This is a genomic window from Photobacterium marinum (genome assembly GCF_000331515.1).
In the GTDB taxonomy this organism is placed as follows: domain Bacteria; phylum Pseudomonadota; class Gammaproteobacteria; order Enterobacterales; family Vibrionaceae; genus Photobacterium; species Photobacterium marinum.
This window is the reverse complement of sequence record NZ_AMZO01000040.1, coordinates 49846-69205: the sequence shown is the minus strand read 5'-3', so window position 1 is coordinate 69205 and position 19360 is coordinate 49846. Positions and strand designations below refer to the sequence as shown.

The following is a 19360-nucleotide window of genomic DNA, read 5'->3' as shown; positions in this document are numbered from 1 at the left end:
GTCGAAAGACTTGGGCTTTTTTACGTCTGGACATTTTTAATGTTCGTCCTACGGATGAATGAGTCCCGCCGGAGTGCCGGCCTAGCAGCTCCGCTACTTATTAAGCCGCCTCTTTCTGCGCGTACCGACAGAAATGCTGAGGATTTTGCGTTAATTACTCTCCATTCATTTTCCTTTTTCGTTTCTCTTATTTTCATCATTGCATACTGATCTTTGTTCTTATTGCTAGACTTATCAGTGATAGAACCCAGTGAAGGGATAAACAATGAAAAAGATATACTTAGCGGTGACTATGGGGATACTTGCTGGTTGTACCGTTGATCAGAGTTATTTTCCGGTAGAGATCATCTACGACTGCCAACAAGGACAGTATTTTGCGGTGACTTACCCGGCCGCGGAATCTGTGGAAATTACGTATCTTAATAAAACTAGAACACTGGAACGTCAGCGCTCGGCTTCAGGGGCTCAGTATCGTGATATAGAAGGAGTCACTTATTTGTACACTAAAGGTGATGAGGCCATGCTGGAGTGGGATGAGGTGCGGCTTGAAGGTTGTGCTGCCAGAGAATAAAAAAGGGTAGTTTGAAACTACCCTTGCCGCTAAAACCCGAAACCTAGGGTTGCGAAAATAACAGCTATGCCGAGATTGCTCACGGTCTCAACGTCTGCTCTGTCAGTGGTAGAGCTAAAAAGAGCAGGGCTGAAATTAGTTAAATGTGCAGAAATGATTTCAGTTGCTGAATGATGTTTTCTGCCTGTTCTTTGTCCTCCATCTCGGCGAACAGGCGTAGTAAAGGTTCTGTGCCGGAGAAGCGAGCCAGTGCCCAGCCGCCATTTTTGAAATACACTTTGGCACCATCGGCATAGCTGACTTTCTCGACCTCATAACCGAAATCAGGCAGTGCTTTCTGAACATAAATTTTGTCGTAAAGGCGCTGACGTTCTGTTGGTTTGAAGTTGCAGTCTCCTTCCGCTGTATAGGCGTAGCCATACTTGCTATAGATTTCATCCAGCATTTCAGAGAGCTTTTTACTGGTGACACTGATCATCTCCACCAGTAGGCTGGAGGCGAATACGCCGTCTTTCCCTTTAATATGACCTCGGATAGTCAGGCCACCTGAGCTTTCGCCACCGATCAGAGAGTCATCTGCTTCCATTTGGGCACTGACGTGCTTAAAGCCGACCGGGACTTCAAAGGATTTTTCTCCGTGTGCAGCCGCAATTTTATCAAGCAGGTGTGTGGTGGCGATGTTGCGAACAACTGAACCTTTCCAGCCTTTGTATTCCAGCAGATAGTAGTAGAGCAGCATCAGGACTTCATTTGGGTGAATGAAATTACCTTTTTCGTCGATGATGCCCAGGCGGTCGGCATCCCCATCGGTACCGATACCAATGTCGTAGCCCTCATGGGCGACCAGGTGTTTTAACCGGTAAAGGGTTGCTGCACTGGGGGACGGCATTAGTCCACCGAAAGCGGGGTTTTGGGTATCGTTGATCACATCGACATCACAGCGTCCGGTGATAAGTACCGTTTGCAGGGCATTTTTCGCAACGCCGAACATAGGGTCGATCAGGACTCGCAAATTTGCTCTTTTGATGGCCTCAACATCGATAAAGTTGATGATTGAGTCGACAAAATCATTCATCGGATTGATTTGCTCAATTAGCTGGTCGGTGACTGCATCTTCAAAATCAGCGACGTTGATATCGTCTGTGGTTAATGTCGTAATCTGCGTTTCTATTTTTTTGGTAATTTCTTCATTGGCATCACGCCCACCCTCAATGAAGATTTTAATCCCATTGTAGTCAGCCGGATTATGCGAGGCTGTGATACAGCCAGAATATGCGGTGCCTGTTTGTTTGGCCTTGAACATCACAATCGGTGTGGGTACATATTTGTCAATGAAGCTGACTCTGATGCCATTACCTGCCAGTACTTCTGAAAACCAGCTGGCGGCTTTGTCAGATAGGAAACGGCGGTCATAGCCGATCACAAAGCCCCTGTCTGTTACCTTCTCCTGAATCATGATGTTTGCTAGGGCTTGCGCGACCAGCTGTACATTGGCCTTGGTGAAGTCTTCACCGATCAGGGCTCGCCAACCTCCGGTTCCAAATTGAATCATAGCGGGACTCCTATTCTCTCTTTGTTGAATAACGAAATGACGGGGGGAACATCCCCCCAAAAAAAGCATTAACCCATGACAACGGTTATTGTGTTGACGGAACCTTCGGCCTGAGGTGTGATGGCCCCTTCAATGTCTTCACCATTTAAGCTGATTGATTTGACCCCCTTACTGACATGAACAGGGTTTTCCACTCTGATGTGGTAAGTTGCACCGCGCCATTCACGGGTTACTTCAAAGCCCGGCCAGTCTGTCGGGATACACGGATCAACAATCAGGCCATCGAAACTTAGTCGAACCCCTAGGATCCAGTTGGTTGCCGCGATATAAGCCCAGCCGGAGGAGCCTGTCAGCCAAGGGTGGTTGGCACGGCCATGATCCAGGTGATCCCGGCCCATAACAAATTGCACGTATGAATAAGGCTCCGCATGTCGGACTTCGATCATGTCGTTCTGGTTATACGGATTCAGGGCGTCGTAGAACTTCATGGCCTGATCGCCGCGACCTAGTTTGGCTTCGGCCACCCAGGCCCATGGGTTCGGGTGAGAGAAAATCGCCCCGTTTTCTTTTACGCCCTGATAGACGCGGGTGACAAAGCCGATATCGTCATTCGGGGTTGCGAATGATGGTGCGTTGAGATGCAGACCGTAAGGTGAGTAAAGGTACTGATCGACTGAATCCATAGCTTTGCGTCCGCGTTCCGGTGAAGCAGCACCGGAAACCACGGCCCAGGTATTTGATTCCAGATGAACTTTCCCTTCGGTTTGGATACTGGTACCGATCTTTTCGCCGTTCTTTGTTATGCCGCGAATGTACCAGTCGCCGTCCCACAGGTGCGTTTCACAGGCTTGTCTGACGCCTTCTGCCATGGTGGCGTACTTGTCGGCATCACTGTGCTTGCCGAGGAAGTTAGCGCAGTCGACAAACTCCTGCAGTGCCCAGTAGTGAAGGAATGACACCATGGCCGATTCACCGCCGCCCAGGTTCAGGCAGTCGTTCCAGTCGGCCCTAAGGCCTTTGCAGATCCCGGTTTGACCGACATGCCTGGCGGAGAAATCAAGGATACGGGTCATGTGTTCATAAACGGTGCCTTCACCGCCGTCAGCATAAGTAATGACTTCATCAAAGAAGCCGGTTTCACCAGTTTCCATGACATAACGGCAGATGGTCGGGACCAGCCAGAGGGCATCGTCAGAACAGGTATCTGCCAGGCCATGGATTTTGTCTTCATCGCTTGGTGTCGGTACCACTGTCGGTGACTTGGATGGTGCTACATCTTCCATTTCCGGATCGAACCAGTCAGGATCAAACAGGTGCAGGCCATAGCCTTCTTTTACCTGGCCGCGCAACAGATCAAGAATACGCTTTTTGGTCATCTGCGGATTAGTATGAGGGACGGCCATCGAGTCCTGGGCGGTATCCCTGTATCCCAGTCCGGTTCGGCCTCCGACTTCAATGAAGGAGGCAAAGCGGGACCAGACCACACAGGTTTCTGCCTGATACAGGGTCCAGGCATTGATCATGGTATCAAGACCCGGGTTTGGCGATTTCACGCGGAACTTATTACAACGTGTGTCCCAGTGCGCTTTGATTTCATTAAATGCGGCATCAACATTGGTGAAGTTCTGATACTTTTCACGTAAACGGGCACCTTCGTGCTTGCCAAGCCCAAGGATGAAGTTGAAACGGACTTCTTCACCCGGCTGGAGGGTGAGCTGTTTGTGTAACGCGCCGCACTGGTTATAGCAGGTCTGTACGTGGTTTGAGCAACGGCCTTTTTCAACGGCAATCGGATTGGCTTCATCACGGTATAGGCCGATGAAGGAAGCGCGCTGACCGTCATAGCTGTCAGGTTCGAAGCTGGATGCTAAGTAATAGAAACCTTCGTATTCGTTGGTGTTGTAATAGAGGTCGTAGAGGAGCACGCCATCATGATAAGAGGTGCCGGAGGAGTACAGGCTCATCTGATGGTTTTGGTTATCGGACTGAATATGGCTGAATGAAAACTCGACGAAAGAAAAAGCGGAGATAGTGCGTGGTGTATCACTGTCGTTTTTCAGCACAATATCCCAGATTTCGGCATCTTCACCTTTAGGGACAAACAGGGTTTTCTGAGCGGTGATGCCGTTGTACTCACATTTGAACTTTGAGTATGACAGGCCGTGACGTACTTCGTATTTGGCTTCATCTAGACTTTTGGCGACCGGTTGCCATGAAATGGACCAGTAATCCCCGCTGATATCATCGCGCAGATAGACATAGTGTCCGGGGCGGTCAAAAGTAGCATTAGGACGGAATTTAGTGATCCGATTATATTCCGGTGATTTGTAGAAGGAGTATCCTCCTGCATTGTGTGAAATTACGGTACAGAATTTTTCAGTGCCCAGGTAATTTGTCCATGGCGCAGGTACATCCGGTCGGGTGATGACGTATTCTCTGTTATCGTTATCAAAATAACCGTATTTCATTACTTTCAGTCCTTTTCTTATTAAATAGATTCAGCGCTGCTCGGTGCTTCACAGTGGCGGTAGTTGATGCCGGCTCTGTCCAGATAAGGCATCTGACCATGAAGCCGAGCCCTGAAGTCGTTCCAGTTTCTTTTTTCCGGGGGAGTCCAGCCCAGTTCGGCAATTGCCAGTAGGCGAGGATAGAGCATGAATTCCAGCCGGCTCTGACTGTTGACGAGCTCACACCACAGACCGCCCTGAATCCCCAGAACATGCTGGTGTGCCGGATCGTCGTTTTCGAGTGATGAGAATGGCCGGTAGTTGTAGACCTGTTCCAGCGGTAGCCTGCCAGCCCAGTCAACACCGGGTTCGTCAGCCGCATCGCTTTGGGCAAGGTCGAGATAGGTATGCTGTGCCGGTTGCAGAATGACATCGTGGCCTTTATCTGCGCAGACTTGTCCGGCTTCTTCGCTCAGCCAGGAGAATATAATGGCTTTAGTGCTCAGCTTGTCGCCTTTAGCTGCCTCTTCCCAGCCCATCATTCGTCTTCCTTTGGCCTGCAGGCACTCTTCAGCGAAACGCAGGATATGTCCCTGTAGCTCACTGTGTTCTCGGTAGCCGTATTGTTCCATCATTGCCTGGCAGGCTTGGCTGTCGGTCCACACGCCTTGCGGGACTTCGTCTCCGCCGATATGGATGTAGGGAGCAGGGAAAAGTTCGCAGACTTCTTCCAGTACCTTGGCTATAAAGGTGTAGGTGCCGGGCAGAGCCGGAGACAGGATATTATCCGGGTAGCCTTGAATACTGCGGTACTCGGAATGGTCATCCGGATCCACCAGCAGAGCTGGCAGGGATTTGATGGCAGCACGGCAATGTCCCGGAATATCTATCTCAGGAATAATGGTGATCCCGCGATCGCTGGCATAGGCAATCAGCTCCCGGATCTCCTGCTTGCTGTAGTAGCCACCATATTGTTGGCTGATGGTGGTGAACTGCGGTTTGAGCATTTCATTCGGGCCGCGCCAGGCACCGATTTCGGTCAGCTCAGGGAATGCGTCGATTTCAATCCGCCAGCCTTCGTCGTCAGTCAGGTGCCAGTGGAAGGTATTAAATTTATAACGGGCCAGCTGATCAAGCAGGTTTTTGAGCCGCTTGACCGGATGAAAATGTCGGGCACAGTCGAGCATCATGCCGCGGTGGGCATAATGAGGCTGATCCTGGATCTCCACCATAGGCAGGATATAAGCGGCATCGGCCTGATGCGACGGCATGGCCGGAATGAGTTGCAGTAGGGATGAGGAGGCATGAACAAAACCGGATGCAGAGCCGGCCTGAAGCCAGATGTGGTCAGGCTCAATCAGTAGATGATAAGCACCTTCAGCCATGTTTTCGTGGAGCTGGTAAGTGATATTCCCCTGCTCTTTAATCGGCAAATCTTCATGCAGCAGTTTATTCATTTCAGTCTGCAACCAGCGGGTACTGCCGACTGCAGCTTCCGGCGGAGTAGTAATTGCCGTGTGTTGGTTAAGCCTGAATTCACCCTGTAGCCGGGTTAATGAATCCGGTGCCGGGATCAAGCTCACTGCTTTGGCTGGCGGTAATGGTGATGAAACATGCTCTGTCGCCGGCTGATCCAAATCGATGGTGGTTATTTCAACCGGAATAGGATGGATCGGGGTATTGCCTGAAGATGTGTTGAGGAACGCATCAATAATGCTGTCATCGTGCAGGGTGAACGGCTTAGTGCCAATGTTGAACTCAGTATAAAAATGAGAATTTGGCGCAAGCGGCGATGCATTGTCCGGAGTCAGGATGCAATAGCTGCCCAGCTGGCTTAGTTTGCCGATGGACAAACTGTTAGCCGAGATCCAACGGGCAATCGTGAAATGGAGTGACCAGTTGTATAGCGGCTTATCGCTGAGGTTATGCAGGGTCAGGGCAAAGCGGGAAACCTGTTTGCTTTTGTCGATTACGGTGAGATCAAGACGGTAGCTCATCGTCACACCTCCGGAGGGAAAAGGTTGTGGTTGCCTGTTTGTGCCATGGCAATGGCACCATCCATCGCATCGCCCTGAGGCTCTGCCAGCTTTGCCTGTAGCGGCGGAGTCAACCATGGGCGGATACGTTCACCTATGCTGCCCATCAGGCAGATTTGTTCTGCTCCGCGCCGGATCAGAGCGGACAACCACATTTCTATATCGGCTGCGGTTTGTTTCAGCAGCTCAACAGCAAGGCTGTCTTCCTGCGCAGCATGGGCAAAAATAGCTGGTGAGAATTGACCGTAATCACAAGGTCGGGCGGTTTTGGACCAGGTGACAATCGCATCGACATCATGATTAAAATGAGCCATGACACGCTGTGCCAGCGGTGTGTGAGGGACGATTTCATCGACGCTGAGCAATACCTGCTGAATTAAGCGCAGCCCCATTATTGCACCGCTGCCTTGATCGGAGATCGGAAACTCCCGGCCTCCGATTACATGCTGACGGTTGTCTTTGAGCAGAATGCCGCATGATCCGGTACCTGCGATAAGGATTGCGCCTTCTTTTCCGCGCCAGGCTCCGAGGCAGGCTCCGTAGGCATCGGTATTCATAGTTATGGCAGCGTAAGGGTGAGGGAGCACCATAAAGTCATACCAGGCTTGTTTTTGTTCGGCACCAGCCAGAGCTAGCCCGACAGACATCTGGCTATAGTCGCCTTCGGTCAATTGGGCTTGAGCTGCCGCAGTTGCTATCGCATCTTGCACCGAAGCCATGGCAATTTGCCCGCCGAGCAGGATATTGGCACTGCCGGTTTTGGCTTCACCCAGAATATTGCCCTGAAGATTACAGATACGGGCGCGGCAGGATGTGCCACCGCCATCAACGCCAACATAGTATTTGATTGGGTTAGCCAAGGTGTCGCTCCTTAAACTGAGTGGTGATTGCAAGCAAGTACCAGCAGGCATGTGGGATCCACTGTTCTCCCCAGCGCCAGTTTTGCAAGATGTCGTCTTTCTGCCCGGTTGGGTTGAAGGCTATATCCTGTTCGTTTTCAAACCCGGAGGTGATGCCGTTGCAGATCCCGCCTCTGGCATTGAAGAAGCCCAGGTCCGGCAGGTAATCAGGATTGTTGTGGCCATGGCCGTCGAGCATGCACATATCAAACGGGTTCAGTCCCAGAATCCAGTCGGTCAGCTTTTGGGCATAGATCTTTAGTTGTACTTTGAGCTTGCTGTCGATAGCCAGGTTTTGCGCCATGCCGGCCATCGCTGCCAGCGAGGCGACTCGCGCATTCTCACCCTGCCACCAGTACCCGCTTTCGTTGTGGTGAGGAATAAAGAAGGCGCTGTGTTTCTCGCCTCCGACCGGGCGGATATACTGACGCGGGTAACCAAATGGATTGTTGACTTCGCCGGTGATGCTGAGCTCAAACCGCAGGGCATTGGTGATAACTGCCAGCGTTGCCTCGCGTTTGTTTTCATTATGTTCAATGGTCAGATATTGCATCAGGCTGATAGCCGGAAGCCCGGCTTCGGCGGCGTGGTAATACGGGCGACTGCCATCTGCGGTTGCAGACCAGAAGTGCTGCTGGTGGTTGTCTGATTGCTGCCTGGCTGCAAGGCGGCCAGCCCATTGCCGGGCTGCTTCCAGGTAGCGGTTGTCATGTGTTGCCCTGAACAGCTCAACTGCTGCCAACAGGGCACAATATTCGTCAAGAATATTTTCAGTACTGTCATCAAGGTACTGAGCGTTCATCTCTGTCAGATGCCAGTAGCCGGTTTCAGCGGCACAGAGGTAGCGTTGTGAACGGTTGTTGTCCTCCCAGCCCAGCGTGTTTGCCGCCTGGGTTTTGAGTAATCTTGCGGCACCGGCCAGGGCGGCGATAGCAACACCGCCGCCTTGACGGAATCCGGCTTGATAGTCAGTTGATTTGATGCCCTCCTGCGTTGAATATGAACATATCTCCCGTTGCCCCGTGGACTTACTCCACTTGTCGAACACTGTGACAAAAAAATAACCCTGCGGATGCTGCATCCGCAGTAAAAAGTCCGCGCCAAAAATAGCCTCTTCCATAAGGCGGACGCGGGTAAAATCAGCAATGGAATCTTCGTCTGCTAGTAACTCGAATGATTTGAGCATGTTCCAGACCACCATAGGGGTCTGCTGCGGATTCAGGTAGTTACTGAAAGACAGGTGACTGAGATACTTGCTGACATCACCGGAGGCGTCATACCAGCCTCCGTGGACATCGGCATGCTCCCGGCTACCCAGTAGTGGCGCATGTTTATCTACACGGTCAAAAATCCCGCCGCAGCGCTGGGATTTGAAATAGTGGAGGACATCGCTGAAAGTCCGACGCATCAGCAGCCCTTCTGCCACCACAAAAGGTGTCGATAAGGTATCGCCGACCCTGATCCGGTATTCACCGCATTCTGTCAGGTCGGTGAAATCAATTGAGCTGGTGTTGCCGGTATGCCATTGTGCGATTGTCCCGCAGGGCTTTACTGGCAGCTGCATTACGGATTGGTTGTCGTGGCAGCGAATGATTTCTGCGTGGCTGACAGGCAGTTCTGTTTCTCCCTGTAGGATGGCCTGCTTGGTGCCGAAACGTTCGTATCCGATATGGTTAGTTAACAGCTGCATTGTTCCTCCGTTTACTTCTCGTAGAGATAACAACGTACGAAGTGGTTATCTGATAATTGAGTGACTTCCGGTAAGCGATCCCGGCATTTATCGGTGGCGTGGGTACAGCGCCCGGCGAACGGACAGCCGAGGCTTTCCGGTGTCCATAGCGGAATTTCGCCTTTGTTGCCTTTGAGCTTTTCGTGGATGGACTTACTAGGATCCGGCACTGCCGAGACCAGTAACTGGGTGTACGGGTGCTGTGGCTCATGGATGATTTCTTCGGTATCGCCCCATTCCACCATGTGGCCGACGTACATGACGGCCAGATCTTCAGCGATGTAGCGGGCAGTGGCGATATCGTGAGTGATATACAGCAGTGCCATTTCACGTTCGAACTTCATCTCTTCCATCAAGTTCAGAACCCCGGCGCGGATCGATACATCCAGCATAGATGTCGGCTCATCAGCCAGGACCACTTCGGCACCAACGGCGATATTGCGGGCCAGATTGACGCGCTGGCGCTGGCCGCCCGACAACTGGTGGGGATATTTCGCAGCGGTCTCTTTGGGCGGGATCAGGCCGACCTGTTCAAGCAGGCTGTAGACCATTTCCTCTAGCTCTTTTTTATCGCCCTTCGACACCTTGTTGTGGATCAGCAGTGGGCGAGCGATGTGATGGAAAATGGTATGCGTCGGGTTCAGGGAGCCGAATGGGTCCTGCCACACCATCTGTACGCCCTGACGGTAGAGCATCATGTCTTTTTTCTTGGTGATATCCGCAATATCACGGCCGTAATACTCGATATGGCCCGATGTCGGCGGGTACATCTTGGCGATCATTTTGGCTGTGGTGGATTTACCTGAGCCGGATTCGCCGACTACAGACAGGCCGCGGCCTTTGTACATTTTGAACGACACATCATTGATAGCCCGCATCATTGGCTTTTTCAGCGAGTTGCTGTTGACCTGGAAATCTTTGATCAGGTTTTTGCCTTCGATAATCGGTTGTCCAACTGGCTTGCTCATATTGCCTCCTTAATTGTTTTAGTTATTAACTGCATTTGTTGAACAGGTGGCAGTTGGAAAAACGGCCCGGCTCCAACTGACGTAGTTGGGTCGGTTTGCAGAAACAGGTTTCATGGGCTTTGGTACAACGGGCCTGGAACCGACATCCCTGCGGGACTTCAAGCAGGTTCAGTGGGTTGCCGGGGATCCCTGTCAGGCGGGTTTTCGGCCCAGTTAGGGGCGGGAAGGAGTTACCCAGCCCTTCGGTATACGGGTGATACGGGCTTTCCAGGATTTGCTTCGACGGAGCTACTTCAACCAGTTCACCGGAATACATGATGCCGATGCGATCGGAGAACTCGACCATCAGTGACAGGTCATGGGTGATGAACAGGATGGAGAAACCGAATTCCTCTTTCAGGGCATAGATTTTTTGCAGGATTTCCCGCTGAACCACCACATCCAGCGCTGTGGTCGGTTCGTCCATGATGATCATCTTTGGGTTTAGCGCCAGGGCTATAGCGATCACCAGGCGCTGGCGCATACCACCGGAGAACTGGTGTGGGTAATCACGCAGGCGGCTTGGGTGGATATCAACGATTTCCAGCAGCCCTTTGGCACGATGGATTGCCTGTTCGCGTGTCATATTGGTATGACGCATAATGACATCGCAGAACTGTTCTTCCATGGTCAGAACCGGGTTTAGGGCATTCATGGCGCTCTGGAACACCATGGAGATTTCACTCCAGCGGAAGGCGGTCATCTGTGGCTCGGTGAACCTGAGAATATCGCCATGGCCGTCGAAGAAGACTTCACCGCCGGTAATGAATGCGGGTGGCTTGTGCAGGCGCATCAGTGAGAAGGCGACGGTAGATTTGCCGCAGCCCGATTCACCGGCTAGCCCAAAGATTTCACCTTTACCGATATCAAAGCTGACATTGTTTACTGCCCGGACATCACCGGCATCGGTAATGTAGTCAACACACAGATTGCGAATGGAGATTTGTGGACTGTTCATTATTTCTCTCCTCCTTCAAGGGCAGGCTGTGGCGTAACAACGGTTTTGGTTTGTTGTTGGTTCTGTTTTGCCAGGTTCTTCCAGCGACGCATGCCTTTGTGAGAGCGCAGTTGCGGGTTGGCGATTTCGTCGACGGCAAAGTTCAGCAGGGCCAGGCCGACAGCAATCAGGGTCAGAGCGATACATGGTGACAGCAGTTCCCACCAGGCGCCGACCAGCATGGATGAGGAGGTCTGGACGTTGTAGAGCATGACACCCCAGCTGATGCTGTTCGGATCACCCAGGCCAAGGAAGGACAGGGTGGCTTCTGTCATGATGGCGAGCATGACAGAACCTATGAAGCTGGCGCCGACGATGGAAATCAGGTTAGGCAGGATTTCGACCATGATGATGCGCCAGGAAGACTCGCCAAGTACCTCAGCGGCTTTGACAAATTCTTTTTCACGCAATGACAGGGTTTGCGCCCGGACGATCCTGGCACCCCAGGCCCAGGAGGTCATGCCGATAACAATGGCAATGGTGAGTGGCCCAGCCTGACCGATGAAGGCGGCAATAACGAAGAGCAGTGGCAACTGCGGAATAACCAGCATGATGTTCATTGCCGCCGACAGTATGTTGTCGACCCGGCCGCCGAAGTAACCGGAAGAAACCCCGATGACGGTTGCCAGGAAGCACACCATCAGACCGGCACCGAAGCCGACGGCCAGAGATGTGCGGGCACCGTAGACAACCTGTGACCAGACATCACGCCCCATTCGGGTAGTGCCCAAGGTATGTTCAGCTTTTTTCGACATCAGCATAGTACGGCGGTTATCTGCCAGGTTTTCGGCTACCCAGCCGTCGGGGTTGTGCTGAGCGGATTTCACTACCCAGGCCGGATATTCATGCGGGTTCCCGGTTCTTTTGTCCGGTGCGTGTTCAGTCAGTAGAGGAGCAAACAGGGCACCGAAGATGAAGATGGCGATGATGATCAGCCCGACTAACGCTTTGGTGTTGCCGCTGATAAGTTTGATGAATCCTTTCATTGTTATTTCCCTCCCTTACGTAGGCGAGGATCCAGTGCCACGATGAGGATGTCAGCCAAGAAGTTAAAGAACAGCATGAACATGGTCATAATCAGTAGCTGTCCTTGCAGTACCTGATAGTCTCGGGCGTTAATCGCATTGAGCAGAACGGTGCCAAGCCCTGGGTAGTTGAAGACCATTTCAATGATTAGCTGACCGCAGATGGCCATACCGATAGCCATTGAGAGTGCGGTGACACTCGGCAGCATGGCGTTACGGGCGGCGTATTTGAAAATCACCCGGTTCTCGTTCAGGCCCTTACCCTTGGCCATCGTGATGTAGTCTTCATTGAGCAGGTTGATCATGTTGTTACGCATGTTGATCAGGAAGCCGCCGATCTGAATGATGGTGGCACAGAACAGAGGCAGTACGGCGTGGTAACCAATGTCTTTATAGAAGTCCCAGCTGGTCCAGTCCGGGATTGTTCCTGCGGTATAGGCATAAGTGGAAGGGAACCACTGGGCACCGATAGCAAAGGTGTAAAGCACCAGCATGGCAACCACCACTGGCGGAACAGCCTGCACAACCATCATTCCCGGAGAAATGAAGGCATCATATTTGCTGCCGCGATACCAGGCGGCGAAGATACCTAGCAGGGAGCCGATGCAGAACGCCAGGATAACGGCCGTACCTGCCAGGAACAGTGACCAGCCGACCGCGTTCCCCAGTACTTCGTTAACGGTTTGCGGGAAGGTTTGGATGGAAATACCCAGCTCCCATGACAGGATCCCTTTCAGGTAAATAAAGTATTGCTCGTAGATTGGGCCATCAACAAAGCCCAGCAGTTCTTTCATTGCAGCGATACGTTCCGGGGTGACCTGTACTGCCGCGTTGGCAAACATCATGGTGACCGGATCGCCGGGCATAGCCCGCGGTATTATGAAGTTGATGGTTATTGCGACCAGGAGCGCAATAATGTAGAAACTCAAACGTCGTAGAAAAAATCCCATAACTCACACCTTAATCATCCAGTTGTTATGACCAGATTTAAGACACACCCTCCCCTGACCAGTGGCCATCATTTAAAAAGTGAAGGGAAGGTTGGAGAGGCGGTGCGCAACGGGCGCACCGCAAGTTAAGCAATGATTACGCTTTAGGTTTTAGATCAAGCACTTGTAGTAAGCGTTCTTGCGTGTTTGTGATAGGCATTGGACGGCCTTTCGCATTCTTCTCATTCCACCAACCGGTGAAGCGGGCAGTGTTGTACTGAGAAGTGTAAGCGCCAGACATCACAGGAATTGTTACCTGATTTTCTGCGATGATCTTCTGGATATTGTGAGCAATGTCCTTCTGCTCATCGCGGTCTGCTGTCTTATAGAAACCATCCAGCAGTTTGTCCAGTTTCTCGTTCTTCCACCAGTGAAGGGCAAAGCGAGGCATACCGTCGCTCATCTGTAGGCGGGAGTGGTAGCCGCTGTCCCAATATGTATACGGGTCTGCACCGTGGAAGTAGTTAGTGTAGGCAACATCATAAGTTGCATCCAGGAAAGCCTGGTTGTAGACAGAGAAGTCCGGTGTGCTGGCTTTGGCTTTGATGCCGACGTCTGCCAGCATTTCCACACTCAGCTGTACTGTGTTGTTGAAGTCTGTCCAGCCGTTAGGTGACTGAATCGTCAGGTTGATTTGCTTGCCGCTTGGTGTTTCAACAAAACCATCACCATCGATATCTTTAAAGCCAGCTTTTTTTAGCATAGCTTTGGATTTCTTGGTGTTGTAAGTCATGTATGGTTTGTACTTGTTGTAAATCTTGTCGTCAGACCATGTGGCAAATGCCTGACCCAGACCGGATGCGTAGTCGTTGATAACACCGCCGCCATAGAAAGCAATGTCGATGATAGTCTGGCGGTCGATAGCCATTGAGAAGGCACGGCGGAAGTCGATGTTGTTAATAGCTTCGTTGTTGCCTTTGTTTGGCGTTTTGTAGTTCAGCATGAATGCCTGGGTACCGCCGGCAGGGTACCAGTATTTGTTGTGAGGGCTGGCGGCAGCGTAGGTGCTGTCTACATCCGGAATGAATGAGTAGGTCCAGTCGAACTGGCCACTTAGCGCCTGGCCAAGGAACTGGTCGTTACCGGCTACCTGAGGCATGCGCAGACAGTCGACTTCCAGGTTGGCATTATCCCAGTAGTGAGGGTTGCGGCACTGGGTGTAAAGTTGCGGGGTAAAGGTTTGGATTTCAGTGAACGGACCTGTACCGACAGGGTTTTCATTGGTGAAGCGTGTTGGGTCTTTGACTTTGCTCCATACGTGCTTGGGCACAACAGAAACTTCGGAAATCAGATACGGAACATTCGAGTTTGCCTCAGTCAGTGAGAAGAGGACCTTGTTGCCGACGGCCTTCACTGCTTTCAGGCGGGCATTGATACCGGTACGATCTAGCTCAGGATGCTTTTTCAGCAGCTGATAGGTGAACTCAACATCTTTAGCAGTAAACGGTTTGCCGTCAGACCATTTTACGCCGTCGCGGATTTCAAAGGTCACCTGCATCAGGTCGTCAGACATGAAATAGTCTTTAGCCAGACGCATTACCGGTTCGTTGCCTTTCAGTTCATTGAAGACAACCAGAGGTTCATAAATGAAGTCCTGAGCCGTATCTAACTGAGTTTGCAGATACGGGTTAAAGTTACGAACAAAGGTAGGGTAGAACTTAGATACCATAGTCAGTTCGGATTGTTCAGCAGCTGACGCCATGGGGGCTGTCATCATAGTTGTTGCTGCAGCAATCACTGCGAGTGCTAACGTGGTTTTCTTTTTGGCAAGCATAGCTGTTCCTTACTCTTGCTTATTAGTTTCACTTATGGAAATTGATGTCCCCCGCAGGGGCCCTTTGAACCTGCTTCAACAGAGGTTTTAAATGGCTCTTATCGAATGGCCTTGCAGGCTTAAGGTGACCTAAGGAAACTCTGTATTGGCCAGAGCGTCAATCGGACTTCCCGTTAAAAACGTCAAAATGTCACTAACGGTTGTCAATATCGTTAAACTCGTTTTCTCAAAACGCTATTGATGAAATTGAAATTGCTTATGAGCTCACATTTATCTATCTCAGTTGCATCAAGCAGGTTGGTAGTTACTATCTTTTCTGGCCTCGTTAATAAAGGCTTTATAAGTTCCATTTTCCTAGTGTGATGTAAGGCATTACTGCTAGTTGAGTTAATTCCCAACGGAAAATTTGCATCCTTGATTTGTTGTGAGTCGGTTCTCATATACAGAATCTTTTTGTCACCAAGGGGCGTCTGAGCGGCAAATTTGGCTAAAAATGCAGCTATTTTTTTTTGTCGGGATGCCTAAAAAGGGGATTTTTCCGTAGTTGAATTCTGAAATTCACTCATTGAAAAAAGTGATGTAATTCGAAATTGTTGGCAGTTTTATGGCGTAAAAGAGCACTTTTATTCTCATCTCAGAAAGATGCGGAAGAGACTCTGGCTGAGCCACCATGATGCAGATAAAGGCCCGGGTAAAACGGGCCAGTGCTAAAGATATTAATGGTTGGGTGGTAATTAATGGTTGAGCAGATGCTGGAGGCGATCTTTCATGCTCTCAATTTCCCGGCGCTGCGGAGTCGGGGCCTGACAGCGTTCGAGAACAAAGTCGATGGTGCTCAGTACTGTACGCCAGCGAGGTGATTTAGGCAGAGTTTCCAGATGGAGGTATTTATCTAGGGTTCGGGTCTGAAGCGTACTGCGATCGAGGTATACCCGCCACAGGCCGCTTTCTTCTGCCAGATCAAACTTACTTTTGGCCGTGGTGGCTTCCCAGTGCGTCAGGGTGGCTTTCATCACATCGACAAGCAAGTTACGAAGAGAGTCTGTCTTGCTTTCTGTGTTGTTCAGTTTGTCGGCTAGACGGGTAAATTCGCCGCCCAGTTCCCTTAGCTGTTGAAGATTTTCCCTGTTTCCATCAAAGGCGAAGCCAGACAGTACTTCAACGGCATCTTCCAATACCTGAACCCGTTGCTGGGTTGCTGCCCCAGCGTTATCAAAAATCAGCATTCGTGCGAGGCCTGCGCCATCCGGCAGGTTAATTACATCAGTTTCCAGCGGTATCAGAGCTTCACCGATGTGATACAGCAGACTACCGTTGAAGTGATGGCTGGTGGTGATGTCTGCAGGAAGGTGAGTGGCAAGAATATCCTCAATCTTATGTCGTTCAAGTACTTCCGGTGCGCGCTGAAACAGTTTTCCTGCCGTGGTATTGGCATAGCGGATACGACCGTCTTCCTGAACACAGATAATCCCTTCTGAACTCGATTCCAGCAGCCCTAACAGGCGGCTCTGGGTTTCTAGCAGTCCGGCTTCAATTTGTTCTCTGTGCTTGATTTCCTGCTCCAGCTCCTGATTTTTTTGATGCCGGAATTCGGCTTTCCCTGCCTGAATATGGGCGCGGATCCTGGCTGTTAGTTCTTCTTTATTGAAAGGTTTGGTCAGGTAGTCATTGGCTCCGTATTCAAATCCTTTAACCCGGTCCTGAACCTGCCCCAGAGCCGATAGCATGATGATTGGCAGTGACAGAGGTGTATGTTCTTTACGAAGCTGCTGGCAGACTTCATAGCCGTTCATGCCTGGCATCATTATATCAAGCAACAACAGAGCAGGTTGCTCGCTTTCCAGTAACTCCAGTGCCTGTGGGCCGTTTTCAGCAGTGATTACCCGATAGCCTTCAAGCCTGAGGTAATTGGTCAGAACCTGAAGATTGACCGGCTCGTCATCGACAATCAACAGCAAATCGCCATCAGCATTTTCCGGCAAATCCGCATCGTCGAAATGGGTATTTTCCGATGAAGGAGCCTGGAAGTGTGAGCTGGTGAGTGGCTGCTGCATCTCTGTGATGTCTTCTTCTGATGCTAGATTCAGAGTGAAACTGAAGGTGGTACCGACCATTGGTTGGCTGCTGACGTAGAGTCGCCCTTCCATCAGCTCAATTAGCTGACGACTAATAGAAAGCCCGAGGCCGGCACCTTGTCGGTAACTGCTGCAGTTGGTGTTGGCCTGGATGAGTGGTTCAAAAATATGCTCCAGTTGTTCAGGTGCAATGCCCTGCCCGGTATCCACGACCTGGATACGAAGCTGGTTTTCGAGCCGGGTTGCCGACAGGATTATTTTCCCCTCAGAGGTGTATTTGATGGCATTGCCGACTAGGTTATACAGCACCTGCTCCAGGCGCTGTTCGTCGCCGAGCACCAGTGGAAGGTCATCAGGGATCTGATTGATGATCCTGACTGGTTTGCCGCCAAGCAGATGTGTGGAAAGCTCCAGCACCAGCCGTACTGCTGACGCCAGGTCTACCGGTTGTTTGCTGATGTCGAGATCGCCATAGCGCATTTTGTGGTAGTCGAGCAGATCATCAACCAGGTTAGTCAGGCGCTGGCCGCTGTTGATTAGCATTTCCAACTGGCGTCGCTGGTTGCGCTGGATCGGACCGTTTGCTCCGGCCAGCAGGGATTCGGCTATACCGACCATGCCATGCAGCGGGGTGCGAAGTTCATGCGAGGTGGTTGCCAAAAATTCATCTTTGAGTTTGTCGGTGGTCTGCAACTCATCATTCTGCTGCCGGATTACCTGAAGGCTCTGTTCCAGTTCATTGTTCTGCTGGCGAATTAATGCCATTTTCTCACGCACTGAGCGTTGCATCCGGGCAAAGCTGGTGGCAAGGCGACCTAGTTCGTCGCCGCGCTCTGTTCCCTCTATTTTCTGATCCATATCACCGGCACACACCCGCTCGGCAGCCCAGGTTAGGCGGAGCAGGGGAGCAGTGATGGAATTTGATAGCCAGTGCGATGCGATGATCACCAGCACAATGGCTGTCACCATGGCGATCCCGAACAGCTTTTCTAATTGGCGGATGCGGGCAAAGGCTTCCTCTTCCGGTAATTCGATTACCAATGCCCAGTGATTGCCGAACACATCTATTGGCGCAAAGGCACTCAGTACAGGGATTTGCTGGAAGTTGAGCAGGCTCCCGACCCCGCTGATACCAGATAGAGCGTTTTCGATACTCGGGCTGGTGAGATTATCCGGCAGTGATTGTGAGCCAGACAGTCGTGACTGATGATCGCTGCCGATCAGCAGGGTGTGGACGTAGGTACTGCTGCCGCCGGCATCGGTGATAAGTTTGCTGATGGTGTCATTACGCAGCTGAAAGAATACATAACTGTGGAGATATCCCTGGCGGATAACAGGTGCGGCAAACCAAGCTGTGTAGCTTTGGCTGAGCTGATCGAGGCTGAAGTCAGTAAAGGCAACAGGGACATGCTCCGGTTCAATTTGCTGTTGGCTGGTTTGTGCTTTGATTGCGGCGAACGTCCGGCGCAACGCCGGAAGCGGTGTGTTCTCGTCTTGCAGGTTATAGCTGAATTTATTCGGGCTGAAAGTGGAATAAACGACGTTGCCTTCGATATCGACCAACAGAATGTCACTGAAATCAGAGCGTTTTAGGTATTCCTCATATGCCCAGTTATAGCGTTTATAAATCAGGCGGTAGCGTTCGTGACCAAGGTAATGGCTGCTGTCACTGCCGTTTTCGTGTTTAGTGGTCAGGGTTTCAGTGAAGTAATGGTCGCGTTCTTGCCCTCGTGTCAGATAACGGATATCTCCCAGCTGATTGTAGGCACCAACCAGACCGTAAAATCGTCCTCCGCTGGCGTTAGCCAGTTCTGAGCGGGCAAAGCTCTGTACTTCAGATGTTCTGGCTGCAAAAAAGGTATTGAGCTGTTTCTGCTTGTTTTCAAGCAGTGAAGCCAGGTGGTTGGTGCTCTGCTCGGCCAGATCATTGGTATGGGAGTTTAAGAAGAAAAGGGCCGAGAATGTCAGCGGGGTAATGCTGAGAACAAGAAAAGCGAGCATAAGGGTATGCTGGAGACGTTTAAAACGGGTGGTATTCTGCATTCCTGTGCCTGAAATTAACCGACTTGAAACGAAATATGATGTCTACTGCCAGTTTTTCCGCATCGCAACCTGATGCCCACCAACAGTGATTGTTTAATTTATTCTTTAAAAGCAAATATATAGATGGCTGTTGGTGGTGCAGCTGGCACCGCAGCAATCAGTTATACTGAGTTTTTTTTTGTGTTCAAGTAAGTATGCCGGGAAGCGTGTGGCGAA

The 19360-nt window shown here is 51.1% G+C and carries 13 protein-coding genes; 2 read left to right on the top strand and 11 right to left on the bottom strand.

The genetic code is table 11. The features are described 5' to 3' along the window. Positions 1–210: hypothetical protein (locus C942_RS25550; RefSeq protein WP_232428211.1), on the top strand; the 210-nt coding region annotated here is incomplete at its 5' end. A 55-nt stretch (positions 211–265) separates the two neighbouring features. Beyond that, positions 266–571, top strand: coding sequence for an MliC family protein (locus C942_RS22360; protein WP_007470686.1), 306 nt, complete (start codon positions 266–268; stop codon positions 569–571). Positions 572–710: 139 nt separating this feature from the next. Here the strand turns inward: C942_RS22360 and C942_RS22355 are convergent, their stop codons facing one another. The 11 genes from C942_RS22355 to C942_RS22300 all read right to left on the bottom strand — a co-directional run bounded on the left by C942_RS22355 (position 711) and on the right by C942_RS22300 (position 19144). Beyond that, positions 711–2123, bottom strand: coding sequence for a phosphoglucomutase/phosphomannomutase family protein (locus C942_RS22355; protein WP_007470684.1), 1413 nt, complete (start codon positions 2121–2123; stop codon positions 711–713). Positions 2124–2191: 68 nt separating this feature from the next. After that, the gene (locus C942_RS22350; RefSeq protein WP_007470675.1) at positions 2192–4591 is read right to left on the bottom strand and encodes a GH36-type glycosyl hydrolase domain-containing protein; all 2400 of its coding nucleotides are present in this window, start codon (positions 4589–4591) and stop codon (positions 2192–2194) included. A gap of 20 nt (positions 4592–4611) precedes the next feature. Then, a complete protein-coding gene (locus C942_RS22345) occupies positions 4612–6567 on the bottom strand; it encodes a beta-N-acetylhexosaminidase (RefSeq protein ID WP_007470674.1) in 1956 nt (651 codons plus the stop codon). Positions 6568–6569: 2 nt separating this feature from the next. After that, positions 6570–7454, bottom strand: a complete 885-nt coding sequence (locus tag C942_RS22340) for a BadF/BadG/BcrA/BcrD ATPase family protein (protein ID WP_036801535.1) — start codon at positions 7452–7454, stop codon at positions 6570–6572. Positions 7455–7458: 4 nt separating this feature from the next. Beyond that, positions 7459–9195, bottom strand: coding sequence for a glycoside hydrolase family 9 protein (locus C942_RS22335; RefSeq protein ID WP_007470672.1), 1737 nt, complete (start codon positions 9193–9195; stop codon positions 7459–7461). An 11-nt stretch (positions 9196–9206) separates the two neighbouring features. Continuing rightward, positions 9207–10202, bottom strand: a complete 996-nt coding sequence (locus tag C942_RS22330; RefSeq protein ID WP_007470671.1) for an ABC transporter ATP-binding protein — start codon at positions 10200–10202, stop codon at positions 9207–9209. 25 nt (positions 10203–10227) lie between these two features. Further along, positions 10228–11199, bottom strand: coding sequence for an ABC transporter ATP-binding protein (locus C942_RS22325; RefSeq protein WP_007470668.1), 972 nt, complete (start codon positions 11197–11199; stop codon positions 10228–10230). After that, the gene (locus C942_RS22320) at positions 11199–12224 is read right to left on the bottom strand and encodes an ABC transporter permease (RefSeq protein WP_007470666.1); all 1026 of its coding nucleotides are present in this window, start codon (positions 12222–12224) and stop codon (positions 11199–11201) included. Before C942_RS22320 ends, C942_RS22325 begins: the two co-directional genes overlap by 1 nt. 2 nt (positions 12225–12226) lie before the next feature. Further along, a complete protein-coding gene (locus tag C942_RS22315; protein WP_036801528.1) occupies positions 12227–13213 on the bottom strand; it encodes an ABC transporter permease in 987 nt (328 codons plus the stop codon). Between the two features lie 136 nt (positions 13214–13349). Further along, positions 13350–15026 (bottom strand): ABC transporter substrate-binding protein, encoded by a 1677-nt coding sequence (locus C942_RS22310; protein WP_007470663.1) that lies wholly within the window; start codon positions 15024–15026, stop codon positions 13350–13352. A gap of 734 nt (positions 15027–15760) precedes the next feature. Continuing rightward, entirely contained in the window at positions 15761–19144 is a 3384-nt protein-coding gene (locus C942_RS22300; protein ID WP_007470661.1) for a response regulator, read from the bottom strand. Between the last annotated feature and the right edge of the window lie 216 nt (positions 19145–19360).

Coding starts and splice junctions, on each gene's coding strand:
- C942_RS22320 (WP_007470666.1), bottom strand. CDS start 12,224: ATGAAAGGATTCATCAAACTTATCAGCGGCAACACCAAAGCGTTAGTC.
- C942_RS22355 (WP_007470684.1), bottom strand. CDS start 2,123: ATGATTCAATTTGGAACCGGAGGTTGGCGAGCCCTGATCGGTGAAGAC.
- C942_RS22335 (WP_007470672.1), bottom strand. CDS start 9,195: ATGCAGCTGTTAACTAACCATATCGGATACGAACGTTTCGGCACCAAG.
- C942_RS22300 (WP_007470661.1), bottom strand. CDS start 19,144: ATGCAGAATACCACCCGTTTTAAACGTCTCCAGCATACCCTTATGCTC.
- C942_RS22310 (WP_007470663.1), bottom strand. CDS start 15,026: ATGCTTGCCAAAAAGAAAACCACGTTAGCACTCGCAGTGATTGCTGCA.
- C942_RS22360 (WP_007470686.1), top strand. CDS start 266: ATGAAAAAGATATACTTAGCGGTGACTATGGGGATACTTGCTGGTTGT.
- C942_RS22315 (WP_036801528.1), bottom strand. CDS start 13,213: ATGGGATTTTTTCTACGACGTTTGAGTTTCTACATTATTGCGCTCCTG.
- C942_RS22325 (WP_007470668.1), bottom strand. CDS start 11,199: ATGAACAGTCCACAAATCTCCATTCGCAATCTGTGTGTTGACTACATT.
- C942_RS22345 (WP_007470674.1), bottom strand. CDS start 6,567: ATGAGCTACCGTCTTGATCTCACCGTAATCGACAAAAGCAAACAGGTT.
- C942_RS22350 (WP_007470675.1), bottom strand. CDS start 4,591: ATGAAATACGGTTATTTTGATAACGATAACAGAGAATACGTCATCACC.
- C942_RS22330 (WP_007470671.1), bottom strand. CDS start 10,202: ATGAGCAAGCCAGTTGGACAACCGATTATCGAAGGCAAAAACCTGATC.